Source organism: Acrocarpospora phusangensis (genome assembly GCF_016862995.1).
GTDB lineage: Bacteria > Actinomycetota > Actinomycetes > Streptosporangiales > Streptosporangiaceae > Acrocarpospora > Acrocarpospora phusangensis.
Window position 1 is genome coordinate 18,801 of the sequence record NZ_BOOA01000040.1, and the last position, 25,452, is coordinate 44,252.

General features: G+C 70.2%; 17 protein-coding genes. 7 read left to right on the plus strand and 10 right to left on the minus strand.

Annotated elements, in window-relative coordinates; all coding sequences use genetic code 11:
- The first annotated feature begins 198 nt into the window (after positions 1–198).
- The 4 genes from Aph01nite_RS23445 (at position 199) to Aph01nite_RS23460 (ending at position 3,027) form a co-directional block, all read left to right on the plus strand.
- Entirely contained in the window at positions 199–798 is a 600-nt protein-coding gene (locus Aph01nite_RS23445; protein WP_204043116.1) for a sulfite oxidase-like oxidoreductase, read from the plus strand.
- The gene (locus Aph01nite_RS23450; protein WP_204043117.1) at positions 798–1,511 is read left to right on the plus strand and encodes a ferredoxin reductase; all 714 of its coding nucleotides are present in this window, start codon (positions 798–800) and stop codon (positions 1,509–1,511) included. Before Aph01nite_RS23445 ends, Aph01nite_RS23450 begins: the two co-directional genes overlap by 1 nt.
- Position 1,512: 1 nt before the next feature.
- Positions 1,513–1,788: a DUF6510 family protein gene (locus tag Aph01nite_RS23455; protein WP_204043118.1), complete on the plus strand. Its 276-nt coding sequence runs from the start codon at positions 1,513–1,515 to the stop codon at positions 1,786–1,788.
- A 111-nt stretch (positions 1,789–1,899) separates the two neighbouring features.
- On the plus strand, positions 1,900–3,027 hold the full coding sequence (locus Aph01nite_RS23460; RefSeq protein WP_204043119.1) for an RCC1 domain-containing protein: 1,128 nt from the start codon (positions 1,900–1,902) through the stop codon (positions 3,025–3,027).
- On the opposite strand, the gene Aph01nite_RS23465 is transcribed toward Aph01nite_RS23460, so the two are convergent.
- The gene (locus Aph01nite_RS23465) at positions 3,019–3,852 is read right to left on the minus strand and encodes an SDR family oxidoreductase (protein WP_239161908.1); all 834 of its coding nucleotides are present in this window, start codon (positions 3,850–3,852) and stop codon (positions 3,019–3,021) included. The two genes, Aph01nite_RS23460 and Aph01nite_RS23465, sit on opposite strands and share 9 nt — an antisense overlap.
- Positions 3,853–3,866: 14 nt before the next feature.
- Positions 3,867–5,990, minus strand: a complete 2,124-nt coding sequence (locus Aph01nite_RS23470) for a hypothetical protein (RefSeq protein WP_204043121.1) — start codon at positions 5,988–5,990, stop codon at positions 3,867–3,869.
- A 242-nt stretch (positions 5,991–6,232) separates the two neighbouring features.
- Between Aph01nite_RS23470 and Aph01nite_RS23475 the strand changes: the two genes are divergently transcribed.
- Positions 6,233–7,135, plus strand: a complete 903-nt coding sequence (locus tag Aph01nite_RS23475; RefSeq protein ID WP_204043122.1) for a Sco1979 family transcriptional regulator — start codon at positions 6,233–6,235, stop codon at positions 7,133–7,135.
- Here Aph01nite_RS23475 and Aph01nite_RS23480 read toward each other — a convergent pair whose 3' ends face one another.
- From Aph01nite_RS23480 to Aph01nite_RS23510, 7 genes are all read right to left on the minus strand, one after another.
- Positions 7,136–7,942, minus strand: a complete 807-nt coding sequence (locus tag Aph01nite_RS23480; RefSeq protein WP_275419277.1) for an SAM-dependent methyltransferase — start codon at positions 7,940–7,942, stop codon at positions 7,136–7,138.
- 114 nt (positions 7,943–8,056) lie between these two features.
- Entirely contained in the window at positions 8,057–10,825 is a 2,769-nt protein-coding gene (locus tag Aph01nite_RS23485; protein ID WP_204043124.1) for a discoidin domain-containing protein, read from the minus strand.
- Positions 10,826–10,844: 19 nt separating this feature from the next.
- Positions 10,845–11,396: a DUF7158 domain-containing protein gene (locus Aph01nite_RS23490; RefSeq protein WP_204043125.1), complete on the minus strand. Its 552-nt coding sequence runs from the start codon at positions 11,394–11,396 to the stop codon at positions 10,845–10,847.
- Complete coding sequence (locus tag Aph01nite_RS23495; protein ID WP_204043126.1) at positions 11,393–15,550, minus strand: glycoside hydrolase family 38 N-terminal domain-containing protein; 4,158 nt, start codon at positions 15,548–15,550, stop codon at positions 11,393–11,395. The genes Aph01nite_RS23490 and Aph01nite_RS23495 overlap by 4 nt, the downstream gene beginning before the upstream one ends.
- A 42-nt stretch (positions 15,551–15,592) precedes the next feature.
- Complete coding sequence (locus tag Aph01nite_RS23500) at positions 15,593–16,426, minus strand: carbohydrate ABC transporter permease (protein WP_204043127.1); 834 nt, start codon at positions 16,424–16,426, stop codon at positions 15,593–15,595.
- Complete coding sequence (locus Aph01nite_RS23505) at positions 16,423–17,385, minus strand: carbohydrate ABC transporter permease (RefSeq protein ID WP_204043128.1); 963 nt, start codon at positions 17,383–17,385, stop codon at positions 16,423–16,425. Before Aph01nite_RS23505 ends, Aph01nite_RS23500 begins: the two co-directional genes overlap by 4 nt.
- The gene (locus Aph01nite_RS23510; protein ID WP_239161913.1) at positions 17,386–18,651 is read right to left on the minus strand and encodes an ABC transporter substrate-binding protein; all 1,266 of its coding nucleotides are present in this window, start codon (positions 18,649–18,651) and stop codon (positions 17,386–17,388) included.
- Between the two features lie 225 nt (positions 18,652–18,876).
- On the opposite strand from Aph01nite_RS23510, the gene Aph01nite_RS23515 reads away from it, so the two are divergent.
- On the plus strand, positions 18,877–19,887 hold the full coding sequence (locus tag Aph01nite_RS23515) for a LacI family DNA-binding transcriptional regulator (RefSeq protein WP_204043130.1): 1,011 nt from the start codon (positions 18,877–18,879) through the stop codon (positions 19,885–19,887).
- Here Aph01nite_RS23515 and Aph01nite_RS23520 read toward each other — a convergent pair.
- Positions 19,884–21,413 carry an alpha/beta hydrolase gene (locus Aph01nite_RS23520; protein ID WP_239161909.1) on the minus strand — a complete coding sequence of 510 codons (1,530 nt, stop codon included), beginning with the start codon at positions 21,411–21,413 and terminating at the stop codon, positions 19,884–19,886. The genes Aph01nite_RS23515 and Aph01nite_RS23520 overlap by 4 nt on opposite strands.
- A 562-nt stretch (positions 21,414–21,975) precedes the next feature.
- On the opposite strand from Aph01nite_RS23520, the gene Aph01nite_RS23525 reads away from it, so the two are divergent.
- Entirely contained in the window at positions 21,976–25,101 is a 3,126-nt protein-coding gene (locus Aph01nite_RS23525; RefSeq protein ID WP_204043131.1) for a fascin domain-containing protein, read from the plus strand.
- Positions 25,102–25,452: the final 351 nt, after the last annotated feature.

Below are 25,452 nucleotides of genomic sequence, written 5' to 3' on the forward strand. Positions count from 1 at the left end.
AAGGACGGACAGCGGACCCCATGTCTGGGTGGATCGTCCGGTCCGCCCCCGCGCGCGTCAAAGAACCCCCCGCACCCGGCGGTTCACACACAGTTCGGCACCGCGGATCGGTGAACATTTCACGGCGGGAAGATCACGCTCCGCCGGAGATCACGGACTGGCCGGTCCGGACGGATATCGTGGGCCGTGGGAGGAATCATGGGAATCGTTTCACGCGGCTTCTTCGGACGCCGGCGGGAGGGGGACGCCGAGCTTCCGCCCGGGCAGTACCTCACCCACGACTTCCCGGTGCTGTCGGCCGGGCCGACGCCCCGGATCGGGCTGGACCGGTGGGAGTTCACGATCGACACCGAGACCGGCGAGACGCACCGGTGGTCCTGGGCGGACCTCATGAAGCTGCCGTCCGAGACGCCCACGGTGGACCTGCACTGCGTCACCAAATGGTCGAAACTCGGCACGGACTGGCAGGGCGTGTCCCTGGACGTGCTGTTCGAGGACGTGGAGACGAGCGCCGAATACGCGCTGGCCTACTCGTACGGCGGATACACCACCAACCTCCCGCTGGAGGACCTGCTCGACGGCAAGGCGTGGATCACGTACAAGTTCGACGGGGAGGACCTGACGCCGCCGCACGGCGGGCCCGCGCGGCTGCTGGTGCCCCACCTGTACCTGTGGAAGTCGGCCAAATGGGTGCGCGGCATCCGGCTGATGAACGAGGACTGGCCCGGCTTCTGGGAGACCGCCGGGTACCACAACTACGGCGACCCGTGGCGCGAGCAGCGCTACCAGGGCGACTGATGCGGCGGCTGCCCTGGCGCGCGGCCAAACTGACCGGGATCCGCCAGGAGACGGCGACCGCGCGCACGCTGGTGTTCACCATCCCGGGCTGGCCGGGGCATCTGGCCGGTCAGCACGTGGACGTGCGGCTGACCGCGCCGGACGGGTACAGCACCGAGCGCAGTTACTCGGTGGCCGCGCCGGAGCGGGGGGACCGGGTCGAGCTGACCGTCGAACTGGTGGAGGACGGGGAGGTCTCGCCGTACCTGCTGGAGGTGCTGGAGGTCGGCGACGAGGTGGAGATCCGCGGGCCGGTCGGCGGGTGGTTCGTGTGGCGTCCCGAGCGGGCGACGCCGGTGCTGCTGGTGGGAGGCGGCTCCGGTGTGGTGCCGCTGATGGCGATGATCCGGGCCCGCCGCGCCGCCGGCAGCTCCGCGCCGTTCCGGCTCATTTACTCGGTACGGGAACCCGACCAGCGTTTCTACCTGGACGAGCTCGCCGATCCCCAGCCGGGGCTGGACATCACGTACATCTTCACGCGGAAGACGCCCGACGGCTGGGACCGGGCTCCCGGGCGGATCACGGCGGCCGACCTCGACGGAGTCTCGCCCGGCACCGACAGCTACGTCTGCGGCCCGACCGGGTTCGTCGAGGCCGCCGCCGACCACCTGATCGCGCTCGGCCACGCCCCTGACCGCATCAGAACCGAACGCTTCGGACCCACTGGAGGGTGACATGTCCATCGACTACCTGGACGGCAACGCGCTGGCGGGTCCGCTCGGCGAGATCTTCGCGGTCGAGGTGACCACCGCCGTCGGCACCTGCGCCGGGTGCGGCGCCGCCGGACCGGTCGCCTCCCTCCACGTGTACGGCCCCGAGCCCGGCCTGGTGGCCCGCTGCCCGAGCTGCGAGGAGGTCGTGCTGCGCCTGGTCAGGACGCCGGACGCGGTCTGGCTTGACATGCGCGGCGCGATCTCCCTCCGCATCCCGATGCCGGAACCGCGCACCTGACGGTGTGATCCACTGCCCGTCCACTCTGAGCGGAGAGTGGCTCTGTCGGCGTGGATTTCGCGCGGGTTCGATGGTGGGACGAACCCCTGCGAATTCCCCGACGGAGTGCGTATGCCCAGGAAACTGTCACAGGTCGGCGGGCTGGCGCTCGCCCTGGTGCTGCTGGCGCCCGCCGGCCCCGCGCGGGCCGATCAGGCGCCGTCGATGGGCTGGGGGCTGAACGTGCTCGGCCAGGTCGGCGGGGTCGCGCCCGGCTATCCGACGCCGGTGGTCGCGGCCGGCGGGCACGCGTTCACCCGGATCGCGGCGGGCCAGTCGCACGGGCTGGGCATCGCGGCGGACGGCACGGTCTGGTACTGGGGGGACACCGACCCCCGCCACTACGCCTTCGAGCAGACCTTCGTCACCGCGCCGTTCCCGGTGCCGGGGCTGACCGGCGTGGTCGCCGTCGACGGCGGTGAGGACACCAGTCTCGCGCTCAAGTCCGACGGCACGGTCTGGGCCTGGGGCGCCAACGAGCTGGGCCAGCTGGGCGACGGCACCAGGACGCACCGGACGACGCCGGTCCGGGTCTCCGGCCTCACCGGCGTGATGGCCGTGTCCGCCGGCCGGGCCCACGGGATGGCGCTGAAGTCCGACGGGACGGTCTGGACCTGGGGTCACAACCGGAGCGGGGAGCTGGGGGACGGCAGCCGGGCCGACCGGCTCACCCCGGTCCGGGCGGGCACGCTGACGGGGATCACCGCGATCGCGGCCGGGGCGCACTTCAGCCTCGCGGTCGCGGCCGACGGGCGGGTCAGCGCGTGGGGGGAGAACGAGCAGGGGCAGCTCGGGTCGGGCGGCGTGTCGCCGTACCGGGTGACGCCGGGGGCGGTGGCCGGGCTGACCGGGGTCGCTTCGGTCGCGGCCGGGAGCCAGTTCGCGCTGGCCCTGCGTGGCGACGGCCAGGTGTGGGGCTGGGGAGCCAACTCGAACGGCCAGCTCGGCGACGGGACGACCGTCGGCCGGCCGGTTCCCGTGAAGGTGCCGCTGGGTCCCGCTCAGGAGGTCGGGGCGGGCGCGTTCCACGGCGTCGCGCGGGTGGGCGGTTCCGTCCACACCTGGGGTTCCAACAGTGCGGGCCAGCTGGGCACCCCTTCGGTGGCGCAGCGATCCCTGCCCGGGCCGGTGGCGAGCCTGACCGGGATCCGGCAGCTGGCGGTCGGCGGGCCCTTCACGGTCGTGCTCACATCAGGGTGACAGCACCTTCGCCAGGGGCGTCGCCGGACGCCCGGTGATGTCCGGTACGGCACTGGAGACGCCGTCCATCTCCCCGGCCGCGATCGCCGTGTACGTGGACACCCACGCGTCCACCAGCCACCCCGGAGCGCCGTACGAGGAACGCGACGCGTACGCCTCCTCGAGGGTCTCCTCGTGGTAGCGGACCGGCTCGCCGGTGACCTCGGTCATGATCTCGCACATCTCGGCCAGGGTGAGCGCCTCCGGGCCGGTCAGGTCGTGCGTCAGCCCGGCGTGCGCGGAAGGGCCGAGAAGGACCGCCGTGGCCACGTCGGCGATGTCGTCCTGGGCGACCACGGAGGCGCGGCCGGTCCCGGCTGGGCCGCGGATCACGCCGTCCCGGCCGGCCATCATCGGCAGGAAGTCCGCGTAGAGGTTGTCGCGCAGGAACGTGTACGGCACGCCGGTGGCCCTGATGTGCTCCTCGGTCGCCCAGTGGTCGCGGGCGAGGGTGAACGTCGAGGCCGGGGCGGCGCCGTAGAACGAGATGTAGACGAGGTGGCCGACCCCGGCGTCGGCGGCGGCGTCCACGAAGGTGCGGTGCTGGGTCAGGCGGCCGGCGTCCTCGGCGGCCGAGACCATCAGGACCGTGCCGGCGCCGGTCAGGGCCCGCCGGGAGGCGGCGAAGTCGCCGTACTCCGCGATGGTGACGGCGGCGCCGTCCAGGCGGGGGGCGCGGGCCGGGTCGCGGACGACCAGGCGCTGCGGCAGCCCGGCGGCGGACAGGCGGCGGGCGACCCGGCCGCCGAGGCGGCCGGTGGCGCCGGTGATCACGATCATGCCCATGTCGCCATCATGCATCAGGGCCGGGTGAGGGAGTCCAGGGCGGTGCGGTAGTCGTCGTCCACGTAGTAGTCGATGTGTCCGCGGATGGGGGAGTCCAGCGGCGGGGAGACGGGGTCCCAGACGGCCAGGTCGATGTCGGTGACGACGGGGCCGCCGATGGGGTCGGAGTTGCGGTAGAGGTTCTGCCAGGTGGTGGCGGCGCGTACCTCGTGGAGGGTGGTCAGGTCGAAGTACGTCGGGAAGAAGCGGGCGTACAGGCGGCGGAGGGGGGAGCCGTGGGTGAGGAGGCGGGTGGCGGCGCGGTCGGCGGGGTCCAGCTGGAGGACGACGGCGGCGGCGATCACGCTGCCCTGGCTGTGGCCGGAGATGACGACCGTGTGGCCCGTGCCGGTCAGGTGGTTGACGCGGGTGAGGAGTTCGGGGACGACGCGTTCGCTGTAGCAGGGGGGCGCGAAGGGGTGGGTGGCGCGGGGCCAGAACGTGCTCACGTCCCAGAGGACGCCGACGGTGCGGCGCAGGCCGGGGAGGCGGTACGCGGCGTAGCCGACCACCATGAGGGCGACGACGAAGACGATCAGGATGATGGTGCCGGCGAGGACCAGCGGGGGCCAGGGCTTCATGGTCATCTGGGTCGCGAGGATGACGGCGACCAGGATCACCGTGCCCAGCGCGGTGAGGGCGATGACGGCGAAGACGGCCTGGGCTTTGTCGGTGAGGGCGGCGGCGGCCCAGGCCTTGCTGACGCGCCTGTGTTCGGTCTGGGGGTAGTGGGCGGTGATGAGATCGTCGATCTTCCTGGCGGTTCGGCGGTAGGTGCGGAGGAGGTAGAGCGCCAACGCGATGAGCATGAGGAAGGCGATGGGGACGGCGTAGAGGGCCCAGGCGTAGGACTCGGGGAGGACGATCGCTTCGGGGACCTGGGTTCTCGAGAACGCGGGGGTGCCGGCCAGTTCGGCGACGATGAACGATGCGCCGATGGTCAGGGCCGCGGTGTACGCCCAGGCGATGAGCATGGTCGCCGGTGCGGCGAGACCGAACATGGCCCTTCGGTAGCGGGTCTCGGGTTCCTCGTGGTTGCGGGCGAGGATGGCGACACCTACGGCGACCAGGGCCATCAAAGCGATCTGGGTCCAGAGGATCACTTGCACCGTGGGGTCGAAACCGGGAAGCGGTCCTGGGGTCGCTGGTCTGCCCGGTTCCGTCAGTGGGACCACTGCTGCGGCTATGTACACCAGTAAGCCGGCCCAGCGTAGGGCTGTGCAGAGCGTGGTCAGAGTGGATCTCCCACCCACCCACCCTTTTGATCGCTCGCGCTCGGCCCCGTCCGGGCCGGTGGGGTCCTCGCGGGTGGCGGCTTGGGGGAGGGTGACGAGGAGGATGACGAGGGCCCCGATGACGGCTTCGGTGGTGAAAAGCCAGGGGGTGGGGGAGGCGAGGGTGAGGGTGAGGGCGATGAGGGTGAAGCCGAAGGAGACGTGGAGGGAGCGGAGGCGGCCGACGGGGGCGCCGCCGTTCCACATGCGGCGGCGGGTGAGGAGGGGGCCGGTGGAGGGTGGGGCGCCTTGGGGGACGGGGGTCTGGTCGGTGTGTTTCCAGGTGCGGCTGCTGAGGAGCCAGATGAGGGAGAGGGCGAGGGCGGGGAGGAGGGAGGAGAGGGCCAGGCGCATGGCGATGTCGCCGGCGTTGTTGGTGCTGAGCCAGGAGAGCGGCCCGCCGAAGGGGGTCTGGGCGGACTGCCAGGCGAGGATGTCGAGGTAGATGCCGGTGAAGCCGAGGAGGGCGGTGGCGGTCAGGGAGAGGGCGAAGAGGCGCTGGAAGGCGTCGACGGTCTTGCGGAGGGGCTTCTCGCGTTCCCGGCCGTCGACGATGCGGTGGGGGGTCATGAAGAAGGCGATGTTGACCAGGGCGAAGGGGAGCAGCAGGAGCCAGAGGGCGCGGGTCCTGGCGCCGGAGGTGAGGCCGCCCCAGACGTAGGCCTGGCGGATCCAGCCGGGGTTGGGCTGGGGAACGGGGTGGTAGAAGCCGACGCCGCCGGAGACGCCGTCCTCGGCGACCTCGCCGGGGCCGTCCGAGCCGGGATAAAGAACAGATCTAGGGGATGCGCCTGCGACGCCGTGGATGCGTAGTTCGACCTTCATCGCCTGCCACTTCCTGCTATGCCCCGATCTTGAAGAATCCTGGTGCCCCAGTTTCCGCGCCTGGTCGCGAGTGGTCACAGTCTCCGCACAGTGCGTCCGCCGTACCCGCGGATCTGGTGAACTTGGCGTAACGATCAGTGGGCCGCGCGGGCGTAGAGTGAGGCGGGTGGGAAATCGGGCGGGTCTCGTGCGACACTCAAGGAAAGCCAGAAATCTGGCAAAATTGCTGCTTTGGAGCGAATATGCGCGTTGATCGGGCTGGAACCGATCTGCCCGACGTATCCGGCTTAGCGAACCAGCAGGCCGGCCCGACCATCCTGCGCGTCCTGGTCGGCGCGCACCTGCGCCGATTGCGCGAGGCCAGCGGGATCTCGCGGGAGAAGGCCGGGTACGCCATCCGCGGCTCCCACTCCAAGATCAGCCGTCTGGAGCTGGGCCGCAGCAGCTTCAAACTCCGCGACATCGCCGACCTGCTCTCCCTGTACGGCATCCGCGACGAAGCCGAACGCACGTGGATCCTCGAACTGGCCGAGCAGAGCAACGCGCCCGGCTGGTGGGACGAGTACCGGGACGTCACGCCCGAGTGGTTCGAGCCCTACCTCGGCCTGGAGCAGGGCGCGGCCGTGATCCGCGGCTACGACGTGCAGTTCGTCCCCGGCCTGCTGCAGACCGAGCAGTACGCCAGGTCGGTCATCAGGCTCGGCCACCCCGAACTCCCCACCGAGCAGGTCGAGCGCCGGGTCGCCCTGCGGCTGCGCCGCCAGCGGATCCTGGACCGGCCGGTCCCGCCCCGCCTCTGGATGATCGTGGACGAGGGCGCCCTGCGCCGCCGGATCGGCGACGAGGCCACCATGCGCGGCCAGCTGGAGCACCTGACCCTGATGGCCAGGCTGCCGCAGGTCACCCTCCAGGTGCTGCCGTTCACGGCCGGGCACCCGCTGGGCGGTGGCCCGGTCACTCTGCTCCGGTTCGCCGAGGACGAGCTGGACGACGTGGTCTACCTCGAACAGCTCGCCCACGCGATCTATGTCAACAAGCCGGCCGAGCTGGCGCCGTACTGGCACTTCATGAACCAGCTCGGGGTGCGGGCGCTGCCTCCGGACGAGTCCGTGGAGATGATCGAGCGGATGCTCGCGGAGGGTTAGCTACTTGCGGCCGACCCCGCAGAGCCCGTCGACCTCGGCCGGCGGGCCGAAGGGGTCGGGGTCGGGCCGCCAGAGCGTGATCGACACGATGCCCGGGTCCACGAGGTCGAGCCCGTCGAAGAAGCCCGCCATCTGCTCCCGGCTCCGCAGCGTGTACGGCGGCATGGCCGCGCTCGCGTTCAGCGTCTCCTGGGCCTCGTCGAGCGCCGGTCCGGTGACCACGTTGGCGCCGTCCCACATGGCCAGGTAGCTGCCCGGCGGCAGCGGGTCGAGCAGCCGCTTGACGATCCCGTACGGGTCCTCGCTGTCCTGGACGTAGCCGAGGATGCCCATCAGCATGAGCGCGACCGGCTGGTCGAAGTCGAGCGTGCCGGCGGCGGCCTCCAGGATGCGGTCGGGGTCGCGCAGGTCGGCGTCGATGTAGTGGGTGGCGCCCTCGGGGGTGCCGACGAGCAGGGCCCTGGCGTGGGCGAGGACCAGCGGGTCGTTGTCCACGTAGACGACACGGGCCGCCGGGTCCACCCGCTGGGCGAGGGCGTGGGTGTTGTCGACGGTCGGCAGCCCGGTCCCGATGTCGAGGAACTGCCGGACCCCGGCCTCCCCGGCCAGGTACCCCACCATCCGGGCGAGCAGATGCCGGGACAGCCGGGCGATGTTCACGATCTCGGGGAAGGCGTCCCGGAACTGGTCACCGGCGTCGCGGTCGACCTGGTAGTGATCCTTCCCGCCCAGCCAGTAATTCCACATTCGGGCAGAATGCGGCACGGAAGTATCGATCTGGGGATCGAACTCTAAATCGTCAGCCACGCGAGACTTCTCCTACGTTGTCGCATCTGTCGGTAAAGACAAACTTAGTGGCCGAGACCCGCGATAAACGGAAAAACGGGCACCCCGCGGAGGGCGCCCGTTCTCCCGGATCCGTCAGACGACGGTGACGCTGTACGTGGCCCCGGCGACCGTCGGGAACGTGATCACGTCATTGCTCACCGTGTGGGCGACCGTGCCGGTGCCTGCCCTGGTGACCAGCACGGTCCGCCCCGGCCACGGGTTGGCCAGCCGGACCTGCCTACCCGTCCCGCTGGTGATGTCCACGTACCCGACCTGCCCGCCGGAACGGGCGGAGGACACGACGAACGCGTTCTTGGCCCGCAGCTTCACGAACGAGCCGTTCTTCCCGGACGGCCAGACCGGGAACACCCGCATGACGCCGCCGTCGGTCTGCAGCAGCATGCTGTTGAGCGCCTCGATCGCGCCCGCCTTCTCCAGGCCGTGGAAGGGGTCGTACACCCGCCCGTTCTGCATGAGCTTGCTGGTCAGCTGGCCCTTGAGCCGGTCGATCAGGCTCTGCGCCGGGTAGCCGACCCGGGCGGCCTGGGTGAAGACCTTCGGGAAGCTGTTGTCCTGGCCCCAGGAGTTCATCTGGTCCAGGGTGGTGATCGCCACCTGCCGGTCGGCGGCCGCGCCGCTCAGGCCGAGCACCTCGCCGGGGTGGACGAACTCCAGGTTGACGGTGTTGTCGCCCGGCCGGAACACGCGGGTGTCGCCGCCGGTCATGGTGCCGGGGTCGGCCAGCGCGTACACGGTCTGGCCGTTGCTGGTGGTGCGCGGGATGGGCGGCAGCGCGTTGAGGATGTTCTGCCAGGCCGTACGGTCGGCGGCGTCCACGTTCAGTTCGACGCTGGCGTTGACGAGGAACGTGAGCACCTGGCGGAGCATGCCCAGGTCGGGGCTGGAGTTGCGGCCCCAGGTGCCCTCGTGCGGGCCGGCCCACAGGCGGTACCTCCCGCTGGCCGAGTCGAACTCCAGCCAGGACCGGAAGAAGGTCGCGATCTCCTTCAGGAACGGGTACGCCCTGGCGGTCAGGAAGTTCCGGTCCTGCGTGTACTCGTAGTAGGAGACGTACTGGGTGGCGGTGAACAGGGAGTTGGCCACCTGCTGGTGGTAGGAGGCGTCCGAGGTGTAGGTGAAGGGCGTGATGCCGACCGGGAAGAGCACGCCGCCCGCGATGCCGTTGGGGAAGCGCGCGGCGACGTAGTCGGACTTGACCTGGCGGAGCTCCTGGACGGACTTGCGCCTGGCCTCCGGCAGGAAGGCGGTCACCAGGTCGTGGTACGGCAGCGCCAGGTCGGCCCGGTTGCTGGAGTAGACGCCGTAGTAGTTGGCCTGCCAGTTGTAGTTGAGGTGCATGTCGCCGCCCCACAGCGGCCAGTCGGTGGTGGCCCAGATGCCGTACAGGCCGGAGGCGGTCTTGCCCTGGCGGAGCGAGGAGCCGAGCAGGTAGAGGGAGCCGTAGTAGAAGCGCTCCAGCAGGTCGTCGTCGAGGTCCACGTAGGACTTCAGCCAGTACTGCTTCCACCATTCGACGTGCGCGTTGTAGAGGCCGTCCAGCGAGCCGGCGTTCTGGGCGTCGGCGAGGCTCCGGGCGGCCGGGGCCGGGTCGGCGGGGTTCATGCCGCCGCCCGCGACGCCGGTGACGATGTGCGCGGTCTGCCCGGCGGGCAGGTCGAAGACGATCCGGCCGGCCGCGCCGCTCGCGGTGGGCGCGCCGACCTGGGTGCCGCCGACGATCCGGGTGGCCATGGCGGCCCGGGACACCGGGTTGGAGCCGCCGGCCGTCTGCCTGGCCGCCCACACCGTGTTGCCGGAGACGCCGGAGGTGCTGGTGAAGCCGCCGCGCGCGTCGGGGGTGCCGGTGGCGGTCTCGACCTGGAGCCGCACGGTGGCGGAGCCGGTGGACTGGATCCTGGTGACCATCAGGTTGTCGCTGGCCGCCGTCCAGGTGCGCATCGAGACGGGCACGCCGCCGATGCTCATCGTGGTGTCGATGTCGCCCCTGAGGATGTTCTGCTCCTCCAGGAACGCGCTCGGCGGCTGGGTCGGGCCGCTGCCGTTGTAGAGCTCGAACTGGCCGATCCTGGCCCGCGGGTTCTGGATCGAGTCCTGGGTGGTGCCCTGGGTGGGCTCGGTGATGTTCAGGCGGAGGTAGCGGACCGTCGTGGACGGGAGCGTGCGGTCGGTCACGGCGGCCGTGTTGCCGGTGACCGTGTCCACCGTGTTCCAGGTGCTGCCGTTGGCGCTGGTGGCCAGCGTCCAGTTCCTGGTGTTGTTGGCCGTCTCGGCCGGGCGGGCCGCCGCGTCGTGGCGGAGCACGTACCGGGTGAAGGTCTTGGCGGTGCCCAGGTCGAGGGTGAGCGTCTGCGGTTTGCCGACGTTGGAGACCCAGCCCTCGTAGCCGGAGCCCCACGCGCCGCTGACCGCGCGGCTCGCGGGGAACGAGGAGTGGGAGCTGGACGCCGTCGCGGTCGCGCCGAGCGCCAGGTTGGACGAGGAGGAACCGCCGCCCACCGGGGTCACCTTCACGGTGCCGAGGGCGACCAGGGAGTGGCCGCCGTTGACGGTCCAGAAGTCGCCCTTGGAGACGGCGAAGGTCTTGAAGCCCTCCCCGCCGCCGGAGGCCACGGCGATGTCGCCGTTCCCGGCCAGCGCCGTCTCGGGCATCGTACGGCTGATGAATCCGGCGTAGTTCTGCGTGGTCCAGCGGCCCTTGACGGCCCCGACCAGCTGCTGGACCGCGGTCCACTGCTGGTCGGGGGTGGGGGTGGCGGCCGCGGCCGGTTCGGCGGACAGCAGGGTGGCGAGAAGTGCGGAGGCGATGGCGGCGGGTAGGACCCCGCCCCGGCGTCGCTTCATGGTGCCTCTCTTCGGTGCGTCAGTGGCGGTGGGTGTGGTCCGGGTGCCGAATATCCCCGGGGTGTTCGAATCCGGGCAGAAGGGTCGCCCGGGCGCAGCGGGCGTCGGCCCACAGCGCGAATTGACGGCGCCGCCGCGCGCCCAGCAGGGTGGCCCGGATGCCGGGCGCCGCCTGCTCGTACGAGATTCCGCGATACCGATCTTGATTGTTCGCGAAATATTGGGAAATTTCGGTTTCTGGGATGGTCTGGGTTGCGGTGAGGGCGCGGTACAGGGCCTGGGCGAGGGGGTTGCCGGACAGGACCGCCGCCATCACGCTGCCGAGTTCGAGCCGGTCGGTCGGGGTGAGCTCCAGCGGCGGGCCGCCGGGGACGATGCCGCGCCTGGCCGCCTCGTCGGCCACGACCTGCTCGGCGACGAGGATCTGGGTGACCCAGCGGCGCAGCTGCCGTCCCTCCGCCGTGCCGTCCGCGGGCAGCAGCTCCCCGCGCGGGCCACGGCGCAGCCGCCGTACCCGCCGCTCGACCGTCTCGACGGTGATCGGCGTCCCGCCGACCAGGGCGGCGATCACCGGATCACCATCGGCACGGCCGGCGAGTACGACACCCGCCCGAACCACATGCACTTGACCAGCAGCCACCAGGCGCCCGGCCTGGCCCCGGGCGGCACGTCGAACTCGACGGCCAGCTCGCCGTGGGAGCCCGCGGCCACGGCGATCGGGTGCACGCCGGGCCCGCCCAGGTCCCAGGTGCCCCACGGGCTGATCACCTGCGCCTCGCCCCGGATGTCGAACCGGGCGGTGTTGCGCAGGTCCACCGTCCAGCGGGCCCGCTGCCCCGGGGTGAGCTCGATCGGGGCCACGTCCACCAGCAGCGCGTCCGCGCCGGGCTGCCCGCCGGTGAAGACGACGTCCTCGTACGTCTGCCCGTCGTGCTCCAGCCGCACGGCCACCGGCCAGGGGCCCGGTTCCGGGTCCCCGGGCGGGGTGAGGGTCACGTCGAGGGCGGTCCAGTCGCCGGGCGCGAGCCGTACGACCTGGTCGGTGGGGGAGGCGTCCCAGCCGGGGGGCGGGAGCACCTGGAGCTTGCCCTCGGTCTCGGCGTCGGTGCGGTCGCTGGCCAGGGTCACGTGCAGGTTGTCGCCGTCGAGGCGGGCGTGCACGCTCATCGGCTGGTAGCCGATCGGCCCCGAGCCCCGGTTGTGCAGCCAGAACCGGGAGAACACCGGCTGGGCGGGCTCCGCGACGCGCCCGAGAGCCTCGGAGCCCTCCTCCCCGGCGTCGGTGCGCAGGACGTAGGTGGCGATCTGGCTGGGGGTGAGCGCCGCGTGCAGGACGCCGTCCCTGACCTTGGCCTCGCCGGTCTCCACCTCCAGCACGTCGGCGGGCGCGGCCCCCTTGACCGGGACCGGGGCGCTCAGCCGGAAGGTGACGTCCCGGCCGTGCGGCTCGTACAGGCGGGCGGTGAAACGCCCAGGTTCGGCCCGGCCGCGCCCGTGCGCGGTGGGATTGCCCGTCTGCTTGAACGCGGCGAGTACGGCCTGGCCCGCCGGTTCGACGGTCAGCAGCGACGCGGTCGCCGGGAGCGGGCCGTCGTGGGCCTCCTCGACGACCGCCCGGAGGCGGTGGCCGAAGTCGTGCGCGCGGGCCACCACGGCCGCGTCCCGCCAGTCGCCCGCGCCGGAGGCCAGCGCGTACTCGAAGGAGTGGCTCCAGTGCTGGAGCTGGAAGCCGCTCCCGTCCGGCACGGTACGGCGCGGCGGGTCGATCCACACCCCCGACGGCCAGCCCGTGCAGGAGCGCATCAGCGACAGGTGCAGCCGCCCCTCGGTGTCGACGGCGAAGCCCGGGATGCCGCGGTTGAGCACGGCCACCGTCCGGTTCCCGGCGGGTTCGCCCGGGTCTGCCGCGCAGGCGACCTCGATGACCGAGTCGGCCAGGTCCGCCACCACGGCCCCGACGGCCGCCCGCAGGTCGGGGCCCGCGATCAGCAGCACCGGCAGGTCGGCCGCCGCGCGCAGGTCCGCGTCCGGCCGGAAGGTCTCGGCGGGGCCGCGCCCGGCCGGGATCCACAGCACTGCGGGCTCCCCGGCGGCCAGCAGGCGCTCCAGCTCCTCGCGGTGGCGCGGGTCCGCCAGCACCCCGGCGGCGAAAACGTTATCCCGCGGCCCGCCGATGACGATGCGCACGTCCGGCAGGTTGGAGTCGAACGAGAGCAGCCCATACCGGTTGCCCTCCGCGTGCGTTGTGGTCGCGGTGACCCCGCACTGCGCGAGCCGGAGCGCCAGGTCGCGGCCCAGCTCGGCGGCGTCCTCCTCGCGCGGCACGATGATCTCCGCCACCCCGAAGCCTTCGCCGGTCGAGACGCGCGCCATCGAGCTGAGCCCGAACCACTGGAACGCCGGGTTGTCCAGCGTCCACGGATGCTCGGCGGCGTCCACGTCGGGGTGCGCGAAGGAGCGGCCCACCACCGCGTGCCCGACCTCGGAGACCGGCTTGGCCCCCGGGATCGCGCACGGCCAGCGCAGCCGCAGCAGCTGGTCGGCGCCCTCGAAGCCGTCCAGGTGCGTGACGCAGTCCACCCGGTCCACGCCGTGCCACAGCGTGATCAGCTGGGTGTACCGGATCGTGCCCAGCTCGCCGGTGACCGTGACGCGCTCCCCGAGCGGGGAACGCTGCGCCCGCACCGACGTGGCCGGGGCCGCCGCCGAGCCCGCCGAGGCTCCCGTGGGCAGCAGATGCCAGGGCCCTTCCCGGAAGACCGGATGCTCGTGGTACTCCTCGTAGACCACGAGCTCGTTGCCCGCCTCGCCCGGCGTGATCAGCTCGTCCCCGGTGGCCATGTCCACCAGGCTGACCACCGTCCCGCCGCGGGCCGGATCGACGGTCAGCCGGTGACGCCCGTTGGCGATGGTGACCCGGTCCACGTCCCGCCAGCGGGCCGGGTCGACCGTGGCCGGGACCGGGTGTGGGAACGCGGCCAGCCGGTACGTCCGGTAGCCCAGCGACGGCACCTCGGCCAGGAACACGATCTCGGCCAGGTCCCCGCTCTCCGCCTCCACCACCGCGGGGACGGGCACGCCGTGCTCGTCGGCCAGGCCGCGGAAGGGCGCCGGCACGCTCACCCGGACCACGTCCGTACGCGGCCAGGCCAGCGCGTTGAACACGGTCACCCGGTGGCCGTCCCCGCCCGCCCGGCTGTCCACCCGGGCCGCCAGATGCCGCAGCGCGCCCTCGTGCACCTCCCTGGCCAGGTCGTACGCCTCCCGCCACCCGGCCAGCAGGTCCAGGTAGACCTGGTCGGACTCGGTCCCGGTGATGGCGTCGTGGTGGGCGCCGTACACCAGCTGCCGCCACGCCTTGTCCAGGGCGGCCTCCGGATAGGCGGCGTCGCCCGCCAGGCTGGCCAGCGCGGCGAACTTCTCCGCGTCCAGCAGCTCGTTCTCGGCCGCCCGCTGCGCCTGCTTGGTATCGATGTAGGAGACGTCCTTGCCGGTGTAGACCGGGTTCATGTCGCGGCTCTGCGGAGACAGCCGGGCTCCCGTCCCGGCCAGCTCCGCCGCCACCGCGGAGAAGAAGTCCCGGGGCAGGGCGCACAGGAACTTCGGCCAGGCGTACCGGGCGTTCCAGTCGCGGTGGATCTCGGTCAGCCACTTGTTCGGCGGGCTGTAGTCGGTGCCCACCGGGACCAGCACGTTCTTGGTGGCGGCGACCTTCTTCATGCGCAGGAACAGGCCGTAGACCGACTCCTCCGCGTCCGGCAGGGTCTGCGCCGAGTCCATCGACCAGCCCGCGCTGTAGTGCGCCGCCATGTAGTGGGTGAGCAGCCCGCGCCCGCTCGGCGAGAGCCACTCGAACTCGCTGCGGAACTGCATGCCGGACGGGTCGCCGTGCGGGGTGTCGTAGGTGCCCATCTCCAGCGCCGGCCCCCATTGGTGGAAAGGACCGCGCGCCCACGCGCTGGAGGTGAGCCCCGCGTCCGCCATCAGCCCGGGGAACTGCGGGTCGTGCCCGAACGCGTCCAGCTGCCACGCCGTCGTCGGCGCCCCGCCCAGGATGTCCCGCTGGAACCCCACCCCGTAGACCGCGTTGCGGATCGTGGTCTCCGCCCCGGTCAGGTTGGTGTTGGGCTCGTTGTACGTCCCGCCCATGATCTCCAGCCGGCCCTCGCCCACCAGCTTCCCGATGATCTCCCGGTTCTCCGGGAACGCGTCCCAGTACGGCTTCAGGTAGTCCACCTCGGCCAGCACGAACCGGTAGTCCGGGTCCCGCCTGGCCAGCTCCAGGTTCACGTCGATCAGCTGGAACGCGGTGAACTGGAAGCTCATCCGCACGTCCTGGGCGTCCGGCAGGGCGTCCCACTCGCTCGCGTACCCGGCCTGGGTGTTCCACCACACGGGGTCGTAGTGGAAGTGCGACACCAGGAAGACCGTCCAGCCGGGTTCGGCGACGGTGAGGGAGCCGGAGGCGGTCGCCGTACCGGACGGGCCGGTGGCCTCGACCACGACGGAGAGCACCGAGCCCGGCGGCGCGTCCGCGTCGAGCGGGCGCACGGGGATCTCATGGAGGCCGGTGCCGGGGACGCCGGTCAGGCTCCCCTCGGCGTCACCGGAGACGCGCAGGTCGATGGGGGAGTCGCCGGAGGTCCGGACCCGGAGGATCTGGCGCGGGGCGTCGTCGGGCCCGGCGAACAGCTCGGTGGACTCGACGGCGTCGATGGTCAGCATGGAGTGCCTTTGCGGTGGGAGGGAACGGGACGGAAGGCGCGGCTAACCCTTGACCGCGCCTCCGGTCAGGCCCTTCACGAAGTTCTTCTGCAGGGCGAGGTAGAAGATCAGGATCGGGAGGGTGGCCAGGAACATGAAGGCGAACAGGTCCCCGAAGTCGGACTCGTACTGGCCGATGGCCCGGTAGACGCCGACCGTCACCGTGGTGCCGCTGTCCGGCCCCAGCACGATCAGCGGGGTCAGGAAGTCGTTCCAGATCCACACCCCGAGGAAGATCAGCACGCTGGCCGAGGCCGGGCGCAGCAGCGGGAAGACCACCTGCCAGAACACCCGGACCTTGCTCGCGCCGTCCAGTTCGGCGGCCTCCTCCAGCTCGCGCGGCACGCTCTTCACGAACCCCATGAACAGCAGCACGCCGAACGGCACGTAGTAGCCGACGTTGACCAGCACCAGGCCCTGCAGCGTGGCCATCAGGTCGAACGCCTTGAGCACCGAGGTCATCGGGGAGAGGATCACCGGGATCGGGATCATCAGCCCGCACAGCAGGGTGACCAGCAGCACCTTCGCGAACACGCGCGTCGAGCGGGCCAGGTAGTGGCCCAGCATGGCCGACAGCACGGTCAGGATCGTGATCGACAGCGCGGTCACCGCGATGCTGTTGACCAGGCCGAAGGTGAACAGGTTGTCCTCGCGGGCGAACACCCCGCTGATGTTCTCCAGCGTCGGCGGCAGCGGCAGCCCCGCCGGGTCGGGCAGGATCTCCTCGCCCGGCTTGAAGACGTTCACCAGCATCAGGTAGAGCGGCAGGAAGAACACCGCGCCCACGAAGACGGCCACCAGGGGCCGCAGCCAGGTGTGCGTGCGCGCGTCCGTCACTGGGTCACCTCACGTCGCTGGAGCACCCGGAGCACGACCACCGAGACGCCCGCGACCAGCGCGAGCATCACCGCGGCCAGCGCCGAGGAGTAGCCGATCCGGTTGCCCACGAAGGCCTCCTTCACGACCTGGAAGGCCATGGTGGCGGTGGTCCCGGTGCCGGGCCCGCCGTTCGTGATCACCTGGATCTGGTCGTACGCCTTGAAGCCGGTGATCAGCAGCATCACGGTGTTGATGGTCAGCGCCGGGGCCAGCATCGGCCAGGTCACGTTCCGGAACCGGGCCAGTCCGCCGGCGCCGTCGATGGCCGCCGCCTCCTGGAGCTCCCGCGGCACGCCCTGCAGCCCGGCCAGGTAGACCACCACGCAGAAGCCGAGCATCTGCCAGGTGATGATCCACGCGATCGAGTAGAGCGCGAGTTCCGGGTCGGACAGCCAGCCGGGCGGGTCGGTCACCCCCAGGCCGCGCAGCGCCGAGTTGAGCAGGCCGTCGTCGGTGAGCACGGCCCGCCAGATGACGCTGATCACCACCGAGCTGAGCACGACCGGGGTGAAGAACACCCCGCGCAGCGCCAGGTACAGCTTGGACGGCCGGTCCAGCAGCATCGCGACCAGCAGCCCGCCGACGTTCGCCAGCACCGTCACGATGAGCGTGATGATCACCGTGTTGGTGAGCGCCTGCAGGAACTCCGGGTCGCCGGTGAGCGTGACGTAGTTGCGGAACCCGACGAACTCGGTCGGCGGGTTGAACGGGTTGCGGTTGGTGAGGCTGTAGTAGCCGGTCATCAGGATGGGCAGCAGGACGAACAGTCCGTACGCCACCAGGCCGGGCAGGGCGAACAGGGCGAAACGCCCCAGCTTGGGGGCCAGCCTGGCCGGTCGCCGAGCCCGGGAGGGCTGTGGGCGCGGACGCGTGGCGAGCCGGCGCTCGCCACGGACCACGTGCTTCGTGTCAGCCATCTACTGGGTTGCCTTGGCGTACTGCTCGTCGAGGTAGGCGGCGAACTCCTCGGCCGTCTTCTTGCCGGTGATCAGGTCCTGCACCGCCAGCGCCGTGGCGTCGGCCAGTCCGGGCGGCAGCGAGGCGTCCCCCGCCTCCTGGGAGAAGGCGTTGACGATCGAGCCGTCCTTCATGCCCTGGTCGTAGATGGCGACCGTGGCCTGGTAGACGGGGCCCATGTCGGTCGGCGGGACATAGCCCTTGATCGCCGGGATGGAGCCGTCGGCCTTGACGAAGGCGTCGTTGTTCTCCTTGTCCTCGTCGAAGGCCAGCGCCCACTTCTTGGCCAGTTCGACGTTCTTGGCCGAGGAGCTGACCAGGGTGCCGCCGCCGGTGAAGGTCGGGGTGACGGGGGAGCCGTCGTCGGACGGCCACGGGAACGCGCCGATCTCGAAGCCCGGCTTGTTGTTGTCGGCCGAGGTCGCGAACCAGGAGCCCATGGGGTACATGGCGCCCTTGCCGTCGCGGAAGGCCTGCTCGCCGTCGGCGTACGAGCGGCTGAGGCCGGCCTTGTCGATGTAGCCCTTCGCGGCCAGGTCGGCGATCTTGCCGGCGGCCTTCACGAAGTCGGGGTCGGCGAACTTGACCTCGCCGGCCCGCCGCTTGACCAGCCAGTCCGGCGTCTTCTTGTAGACGTCGGTGGCCACGGTGCCGGTCAGCGGGTACATGTCCGCCCAGGTGTCCGCGCCGCCGCCGCTGACGATCATCGCGGTGAACCCGGCCTTCTTCAGCTTCTCCGAGGCGTCCAGCAGCTCCTGGTACGTCTTGGGGGTCTCGGTCACCCCCGCTTTGGAGAACTGGTCCTTGTTGTAGTAGACAACCGGGATGACCTGCGTGTTGTACGGCAACTGGTAGACCTTGCCGTCGATCGCCCCCGCCGCAGGCGCGGTGAAGTCGGCCAGCTCCTCCGGCGTGAACGGAGCGAGCTTGCCTGCTTCGGCGAACCCGGCCGGGTTGACCGACTGGAGGATGTCCGGCAGGTTGCCGGCGGCGTCGAGCTGCTTGGCGTACGCGGTCCTGTCCACGTTGGGGGTGACCAGCTTCTTGATCTTCACGCCGGGCACCTTGGCGGTGGCGCGGGCGATGGCGGCGTCCCAGAACGCCGCGTTCAGGTTGGGGGTCTCGAAGACCAGGAAGGACAGCTCGACCTCGCCGGCCGCCCCGCTGGCGGCGGGCGCTCCGGCCGGTTCCTGGGTGCCCATTCCGCAACCCGCGGCCACCAGCATGCTGGTCACCGTTAGTGCTATCGATCTGCGCACAAATGTGGATCTGCGCACTGCACAGCCCTCCTTGCTCCAGTTCGGCTCCCCGGAGCCGGGGTGAGATAACGTTATCCCGAAAGGTAGAGTGTTACCCCGAGGTTTCAAAGAGCGAGGACGGCAACGAATTGGTCACAGCCCCTGGCGGAACACCCGATGGCGTTCGGCGGCGATCATGAGAATGATGGGCACATGCACGGTGAGGTGAACAGGCGCGCCAAGACCCGGCGGCCGACGATGGTCGACGTCGCCCGGGAGGCGGGCGTCGCGCTGCGCACGGTGTCGCGCGTGGTCAACGACGACGCGACGGTCGGGGCCGAACTGGCCAGACGGGTACACGACGCGATCGCCGCGCTCGGCTACCGGCCGGACGAACGGGCCAGGCACCTGCGCCTGGGCGTGACCGGCACCCTCGGCGCGGCCGTCCGCCAGCTCTCCCACGTCAACCCGGTGCTGCGGGCCGTCGAACGCGCCGCCAGGGCCGCCGACCTGATGGTGCTGGCCGCCTCCACCGAGGACGACGAGCGGCTGGAACGCCGCGTGGTCGAGTCCATGTGCCGCCGCCGCTTCGACGGGATCGTGCTGGAGCCCATCGGCGCCGACCACGGCTACCTGCTGCCGGAACTGGCCGCCGGGCTGTCCCTGGTCGCGGTGGACCGGCCGGTCCTCGGCCTGGACGTGGACTGCGTGATCTCCGACAACGCGGCGGGCATCCGGGCCGCCTACGCCCACCTCGCCGGGTACGGCCACCGCCGCATCGCGTACGTGGGCGACGACGAGCGCATCTTCACCGCGCAGGAACGTGCCACCGCGTTCCGGGCCTGCGCCGCCGAGGCCGGGGCCGCGCTGGACGGGATGGTGCACACCGGGCCGATAGAGCGGGCCAGGATCGCGGACGCCGTCGCCACCGCGCGCGGGCGCGGCGCGACGGCCGTCATCACGGGGAACGCCACGATCAGCGTCGAGGTGGTGCGCGCCCTCCCCGATCGGGACACGGCCATCGTCGGCTTCGACGACTCCGAGCTGGCCACCTTGTTACGGCCCGACCTGACCGTGGTGGCCCAGGACGACCAGGCCATCGGGTCCACCGCCATCGACCTGCTGCGGGCCCGCATCGCCGACCACAGCCGCCCGGTCCACCGGGTCACGGTCCCGGTGGAGCTGCTCGCCCGGGGTTCGGGCGAACAGCCCCCACCGGCCTAGACTTGCGCTTCCTTCGCGCACCGGAAGCCGTTCCTGGGCGTCTCCAGCGTGATCAGGTACTTGTCCACGATGTCGGTCACGCAGAAGGAGCTGATGTAGCCGCCGTGCCCGTCGGCGTCGTTGGTCAGCAGCACGCCCGAGCTCAGGTGGTTGGCCAGCGCCACCGCCTCCCGGTACGGCGTCGCCGGGTCGCGCAGCGTGCCCACCACCAGGATGGGCGGCGCGCCCTTGGCCCGCATCGACCGGGGCACCGGCGTCGCCTTGGCCGGCCACAGCGAGCACGCGTCGAACTTGTTCCGCTTCGGGCGCGGGTTGTCGAGGCAGTTGATCGCCCGGAAGGCCGGGTCCTGGTTGCTGTAGGTGCCGTCCTTACGGCGCTCGTAGTAGTGGTCCGCGTAGATCAGCAGGCCGGTGCCGTCGCCCTTGAACGCCAGGCTCAGCGACAGGCGCAGGCCCGGCCACTCGAACTTGCTGTACAGCGCGGAGAACCAGCCGGTGTGCGCGAGGCTGAAGGTGACCTTCCGGTCGTCGATCCGGTTGGGGAACGGCTTCTTGTCCACCTTCTCGAACATCGCGTTCGTCTTGCGTACGGCGCGGTCGATGTCGCTCTTGGTGCCGCGGCCCTTGAAGGGGCAGTCCTTCTGCTTGAAGCAGTCCTTCAGGAAGGAGACGTAGGCGTCGTTGAAGCCCTGGCTCTGCCCGGCGTTCTGCTCCTCCTGCGACTTGGCCGGGTCCATGGCCGCGTCCAGGGCGAGGGCGCGGACGTTGTGGGGGAACAGGTGGGCGTAGACGGTGCCCAGGTAGGTGCCGTACGAGATGCCGAGGTAGGTGAGCTTGGGGTCGCCGAGCGCGGCGCGGAGCACGTCCATGTCGCGGGCGGCGTTGAGGGTGCCGACGTGGCCGAGCAGCTTGCCCGAGCGCTCCTCGCACGCGTCGACGAAACGCTGCGCCGCGGTCTCGATCAGCCGGATCTCGGCCTTGGTCTCGGGGCTGGTGTCCATCGCGAACTCGGCGTCGCGTTCCTTGTCGGTGAAACAGTTGACGGGGGCGGACTCGCCGACGCCGCGGGGGTCGAAGCCGACCAGGTCGAAGCGCTTGCCCAGGCGGGCCTTGAGGACGGCGGCGATGCCGCGGGCCATCTGGACGCCGGACCCGCCGGGGCCGCCCGGGTTCATCAGCAGCGAGCCGATCTTCTGGCCGGAGGCGGGGGTGCGGATCACACTGATCTTGATCTGGTCGCCTTCGGGCTTGGTGTAGTCGAGCGGCACGGTCAGCTTGGCGCACTCGAAGCCGTCGCGGCAGTCGCTCCAGAACAGTTGCTGGCTGTAGTAACCCTCCAGACCGGCCGGCGCGGCGGGCATCTCCCCCCGGGGCTCGGCCGGCTGGTCGCCGCCGTCGCCCGTCGGCGCGGTGTCACGGAAGTTGGGCGGTACGTCGGCCAGGGCCGTCTGGCCGGGGAGAACGAGCGCGGAGGCGAAGAGCCCAGCGGCCAACGTCATCATCAATCGGGGGGCGGCGCGTCCCATAGGTGTCTTCCTCGCTGAAGCAGCCGTTCTCGGGTTCCCCCGTATTGCCGCATGCGCTGGTAGACGTCCGCTTTCAAGCCGCTTTCAGCCCTCTGATCCCATCCCCGCGCGCCTCCCGAGGACCATCCGGCCGGCAGGGTCGCCACCGGCGATCTTGATACATCCGATGAGTGCGGAAATTGTTGAGGGGGTTTCGGGCGGCGTTCGACAAAAATCCCCGCAGCTCGACCCCGGTGCTGGGTATTTCTGATCGATTTTGTTGGATAAGTAGTCAGTCAGCAGGCTATTGACGCCTCAAAGACATCCAATGTTAACTGCGCCTGACAGTCCCGAACTGGTGTTGGTGCGATGGCCTAGGCCACTGATCACCAGTGGTGCACATCGGGTCTGTGCTGCGCAGAGGGGCCTTCGGGTCGTACACCGGTCGCCGATTGCCGGGCGTCCGGCCATGGGGGCCCCTCTGCCAGGCTCCGCTACCCCCGCCCCCCAGTCACGCATTGCGGCGCCAATCGTGCACGACCCCGCAACCCTTCGCCGGTCGCGAGGAAGCGAGATCATGTAAATGAGGCTTCAACGAATCCTGCTGGTGTCGCTGCTGACGTGCGGACTGGGACTGACCGCCGTGCCGACGCCGGCGGTGGCCTCGACCACCGACCACGCCTTCGACCAGGCCGGCGGGACCCTCAACGTCAACCGCGCGGCGTACATGTCGAAGCACGACATCGTGTACAACCGGCCGAACACCAACCCGCTGCACGGGCTCACGGTGGGCAACGGCAAGACGGGCGCGATGGTGTGGCACCAGAACGGCCTCACCATGCAGGTCGGCGGCGTGGACCTGTCCCAGCAGTCCGCCTTCGGCGCGGGCCTGCTCAACCTGCAGACCAGCCCGGCCATGGACAGCGGCTACTCGACCTACCAGCAGCGCCTGTCCCTGTACGACGGCACCCTCACCACCAAGTACGACAACAACCGCACGGTCACCGTGATGGGCTCGCCCGGCTCCGAGGTCATGGGCATCCACGTCGACGACTCCCGCTCCGGCGTGTCGAACATCTCCTTCGACCTCAGCATGTGGGACCCGAGCACCGTCCAGAACATGGGCGACGTGCCCGACCTGAACACCTGGCGGACCATCTCCACGTTCGCCGACAGCACCGCCGCCGGCGTCAGCCGCGGCCAGACCGACGCCAACAACTTCGGCTACACCCTGGCCGCCACCGTCGAGGGCGCCGGCTTCACCACCCAGGTGGTCAACTCCCGCACGGTCCGGATCACCATCACGCCGACCGCCAGTTACACCATCTGGTTCACCGCGGCCAGCCGGATCAACTCGCCCGGCCTCAACTCGGTGACCCAGGCGCGCAACCAGCTGAACGCCGTGAAGTCCACCGGCTACGGCACCACGTTCACCAACTACAAGAACTGGTGGAACGCGTTCTGGGCCAAGTCGTTCGTGCAGTACTCGAACGGCTCCAAGGACGCGGACTACATGGAGAACGTGTACTACCTGAGCACGTACATGATCGCCTCCGCGGGCTTCGGCAACTACCCGGCGCACTTCATCAACGGGAACTTCCGGGCGACGCAGGACCAGACCAAGTGGAGCAACGCGTACTGGTACTGGAACCAGCGGGACGTCTACTACTCGTTCCTGGCGTCCAACCACACCGACATGTACAACACGTTCAACCGGTTGCAGAGCCGGAACTACAACGCGCTGAAGGCGTACACGCAGACCAGGTACGGAGTGGACGCCCTCTGGGTGCCCGAGACGATGGGCTGGGACGGCAACGCGCGCGGCACGATCAACAGCGACTACACCAAGAACATCCTGTCCACGGGCACCGAGGCCGCGTACAGCATGTATCTGCAGTACCGGTACACGAACGACCTCAACTACCTGCAGACCGTGGCGTATCCGTTCATGCGGGAGTCGGTGAAGCTGTACCAGGCGCTGCTGTCCTTCGACAGCGCGACAGGTAAGTACTACATGGCCAACTCCAACTCGCACGAGACCTACTGGAACGTGCGGAACGCCATCACCGACCTCACCTCGGTGCGGCTGCTCTTCCCGCTGACGATCGCGGTCAGCCAGCAGCTGGGCGTGGACGCGAACCTGCGGGCCGGCTGGCAGAACGTCCTGAACAACCTGGTCGCGTACAACGTCGTCAACAACGCCTACCAGCCGCACCAGCCGCCGATCTCGCAGACCCGCAACGGCGAGAACGTGGCCGCCGAGATCATCTGGCCGTACGACCTGACGGGCATCGGCTACCTCGACTACTCGACCGCCCTGCAGACCTGGAACGTGCGTCCGTTCCCGTACGGCAACGTGTGGGCCAACGACCACGCCCAGGCGGCCCGGCTCGGGCTCGGCGACCAGACCTACAACGGCATGAAGACCATGCTGCAGAAGTACCAGAACTACCCGAACGGCATGACCAACAACACCAACGGCGTCTTCGAGTACCTCGGCATCCACCTGGTCGCCATGAACGAGGCGCTGATGCAGAGCTACAACGACAAGATCAGGGTCTTCCCGGCGGTCCCGACCGACTCCACCTTCGTCGGCAAGTTCACCCTGCTCGCCAAGGACGGCCACCTGGTCAGCTCGGAACGCGAGGGCGGCGAGATCAAGTACGTCGGCCTCAAGTCCCTGTACGGCAAGCAGGCCACCGTGGTGAACCCGTGGGGCACCCAGCAGGTCCGGGTCCGCCGCACCTCCGACAACGCGATCATCACCACCAGCTCGGCCGCCGAGATCAGCTTCGCCACCGCGGCGAACACGGTCTACGTGGTGGAGCGCACCGCCAAGCTGCTCTCCGCGTACACCTCGACCCAGCTGACCGGCACCGCCAACCAGGTCCAGAAGGCCCTGTCCGGCACCGCCTCCACGCTGGGCCTCAACGGCACCGGCGGCGGCCTGGTCAACAACACCGACCTCACCTACGACTCCGGCTGGCACCACACCACCGCGCGCGGGTACGGCGACTACAACGACGACACCCACCACAGCACCACGGTGAACGCCGCCGCGACCTACACCTTCACCGGGACCGGGATCGAGATCCTCTCCGAGCGGTTCAGCGACATGGGGAACATGGACGTCTACATCGACAACGTGTTCCAGCAGAACGTGAACCTGTTCCTGTCGGGGGCCCGCCAGGCCCAGCAGGTCGTCTACGCCAAGACCGGCCTGAGCAACGGCCAGCACACGCTCCGGGTGGTCAACAAGACGACCTCGGTGGGCATGATCGACGCCCTCCGCATCACCACCGGCTCGACCCCGCCGACCGGCACCATCGTGGCCCTGCGCTCCCGGGCCAACAACCAGTACGTGACGGCCGCCAACGGGGTCGCGCTGATCGCCAGCTCGGCGACGGTGGGCGCCGGCCAGCGGTTCGAACGGGTGGACCTGGGCAACGGCAACATCGCGCTCAAGGCGCTGGTCAACAACCAGTTCGTGGCCGCGGAGAACGCGGGCGCCCAGCCGCTCATCGCCAACCGGCCCTCGGCCGGCTCCTGGGAGACGTTCGCCCTGGTGAACAACCCCAACGGCTCCGTCAGCCTGCGCGCCACGGTCAACAACAGGTACGTCTGCGCGGAGGGCGGCGGCGCCCAGTCGCTGATCGCCAACCGGGAAGCCATCGGACCATGGGAGCAGTTCGATTTGGTCGCCGGCTGACCTAGCTGATACCGAGCTGATACCTCTACACACCTTCAAATCGTCTAATGTCCGACCGGCGGTGGTTTTCCACCGCCGGTCGGCGGCGTTGAAGCGCGCTTCACAGCCACAGTCATCCGATGTATTCTCGGCGCATCTCTTGACGTAACTCAGCAGTAAACGGCATGATTTAGAGACGAAACATCGGATGTATGGAGAGTCTCTGTGGAGCTGCTGCGTGCCGGACCGGTCCCCGCCGGTCAGACGTCAAGTGCCGGAACCTTCGCGTCCGGCCGCCAGAACAGCGCACTCCCCGGGACGGCCAGACCCTCTCGCCGGAATCGTGACCGGAATTCCACACATCCGACACCT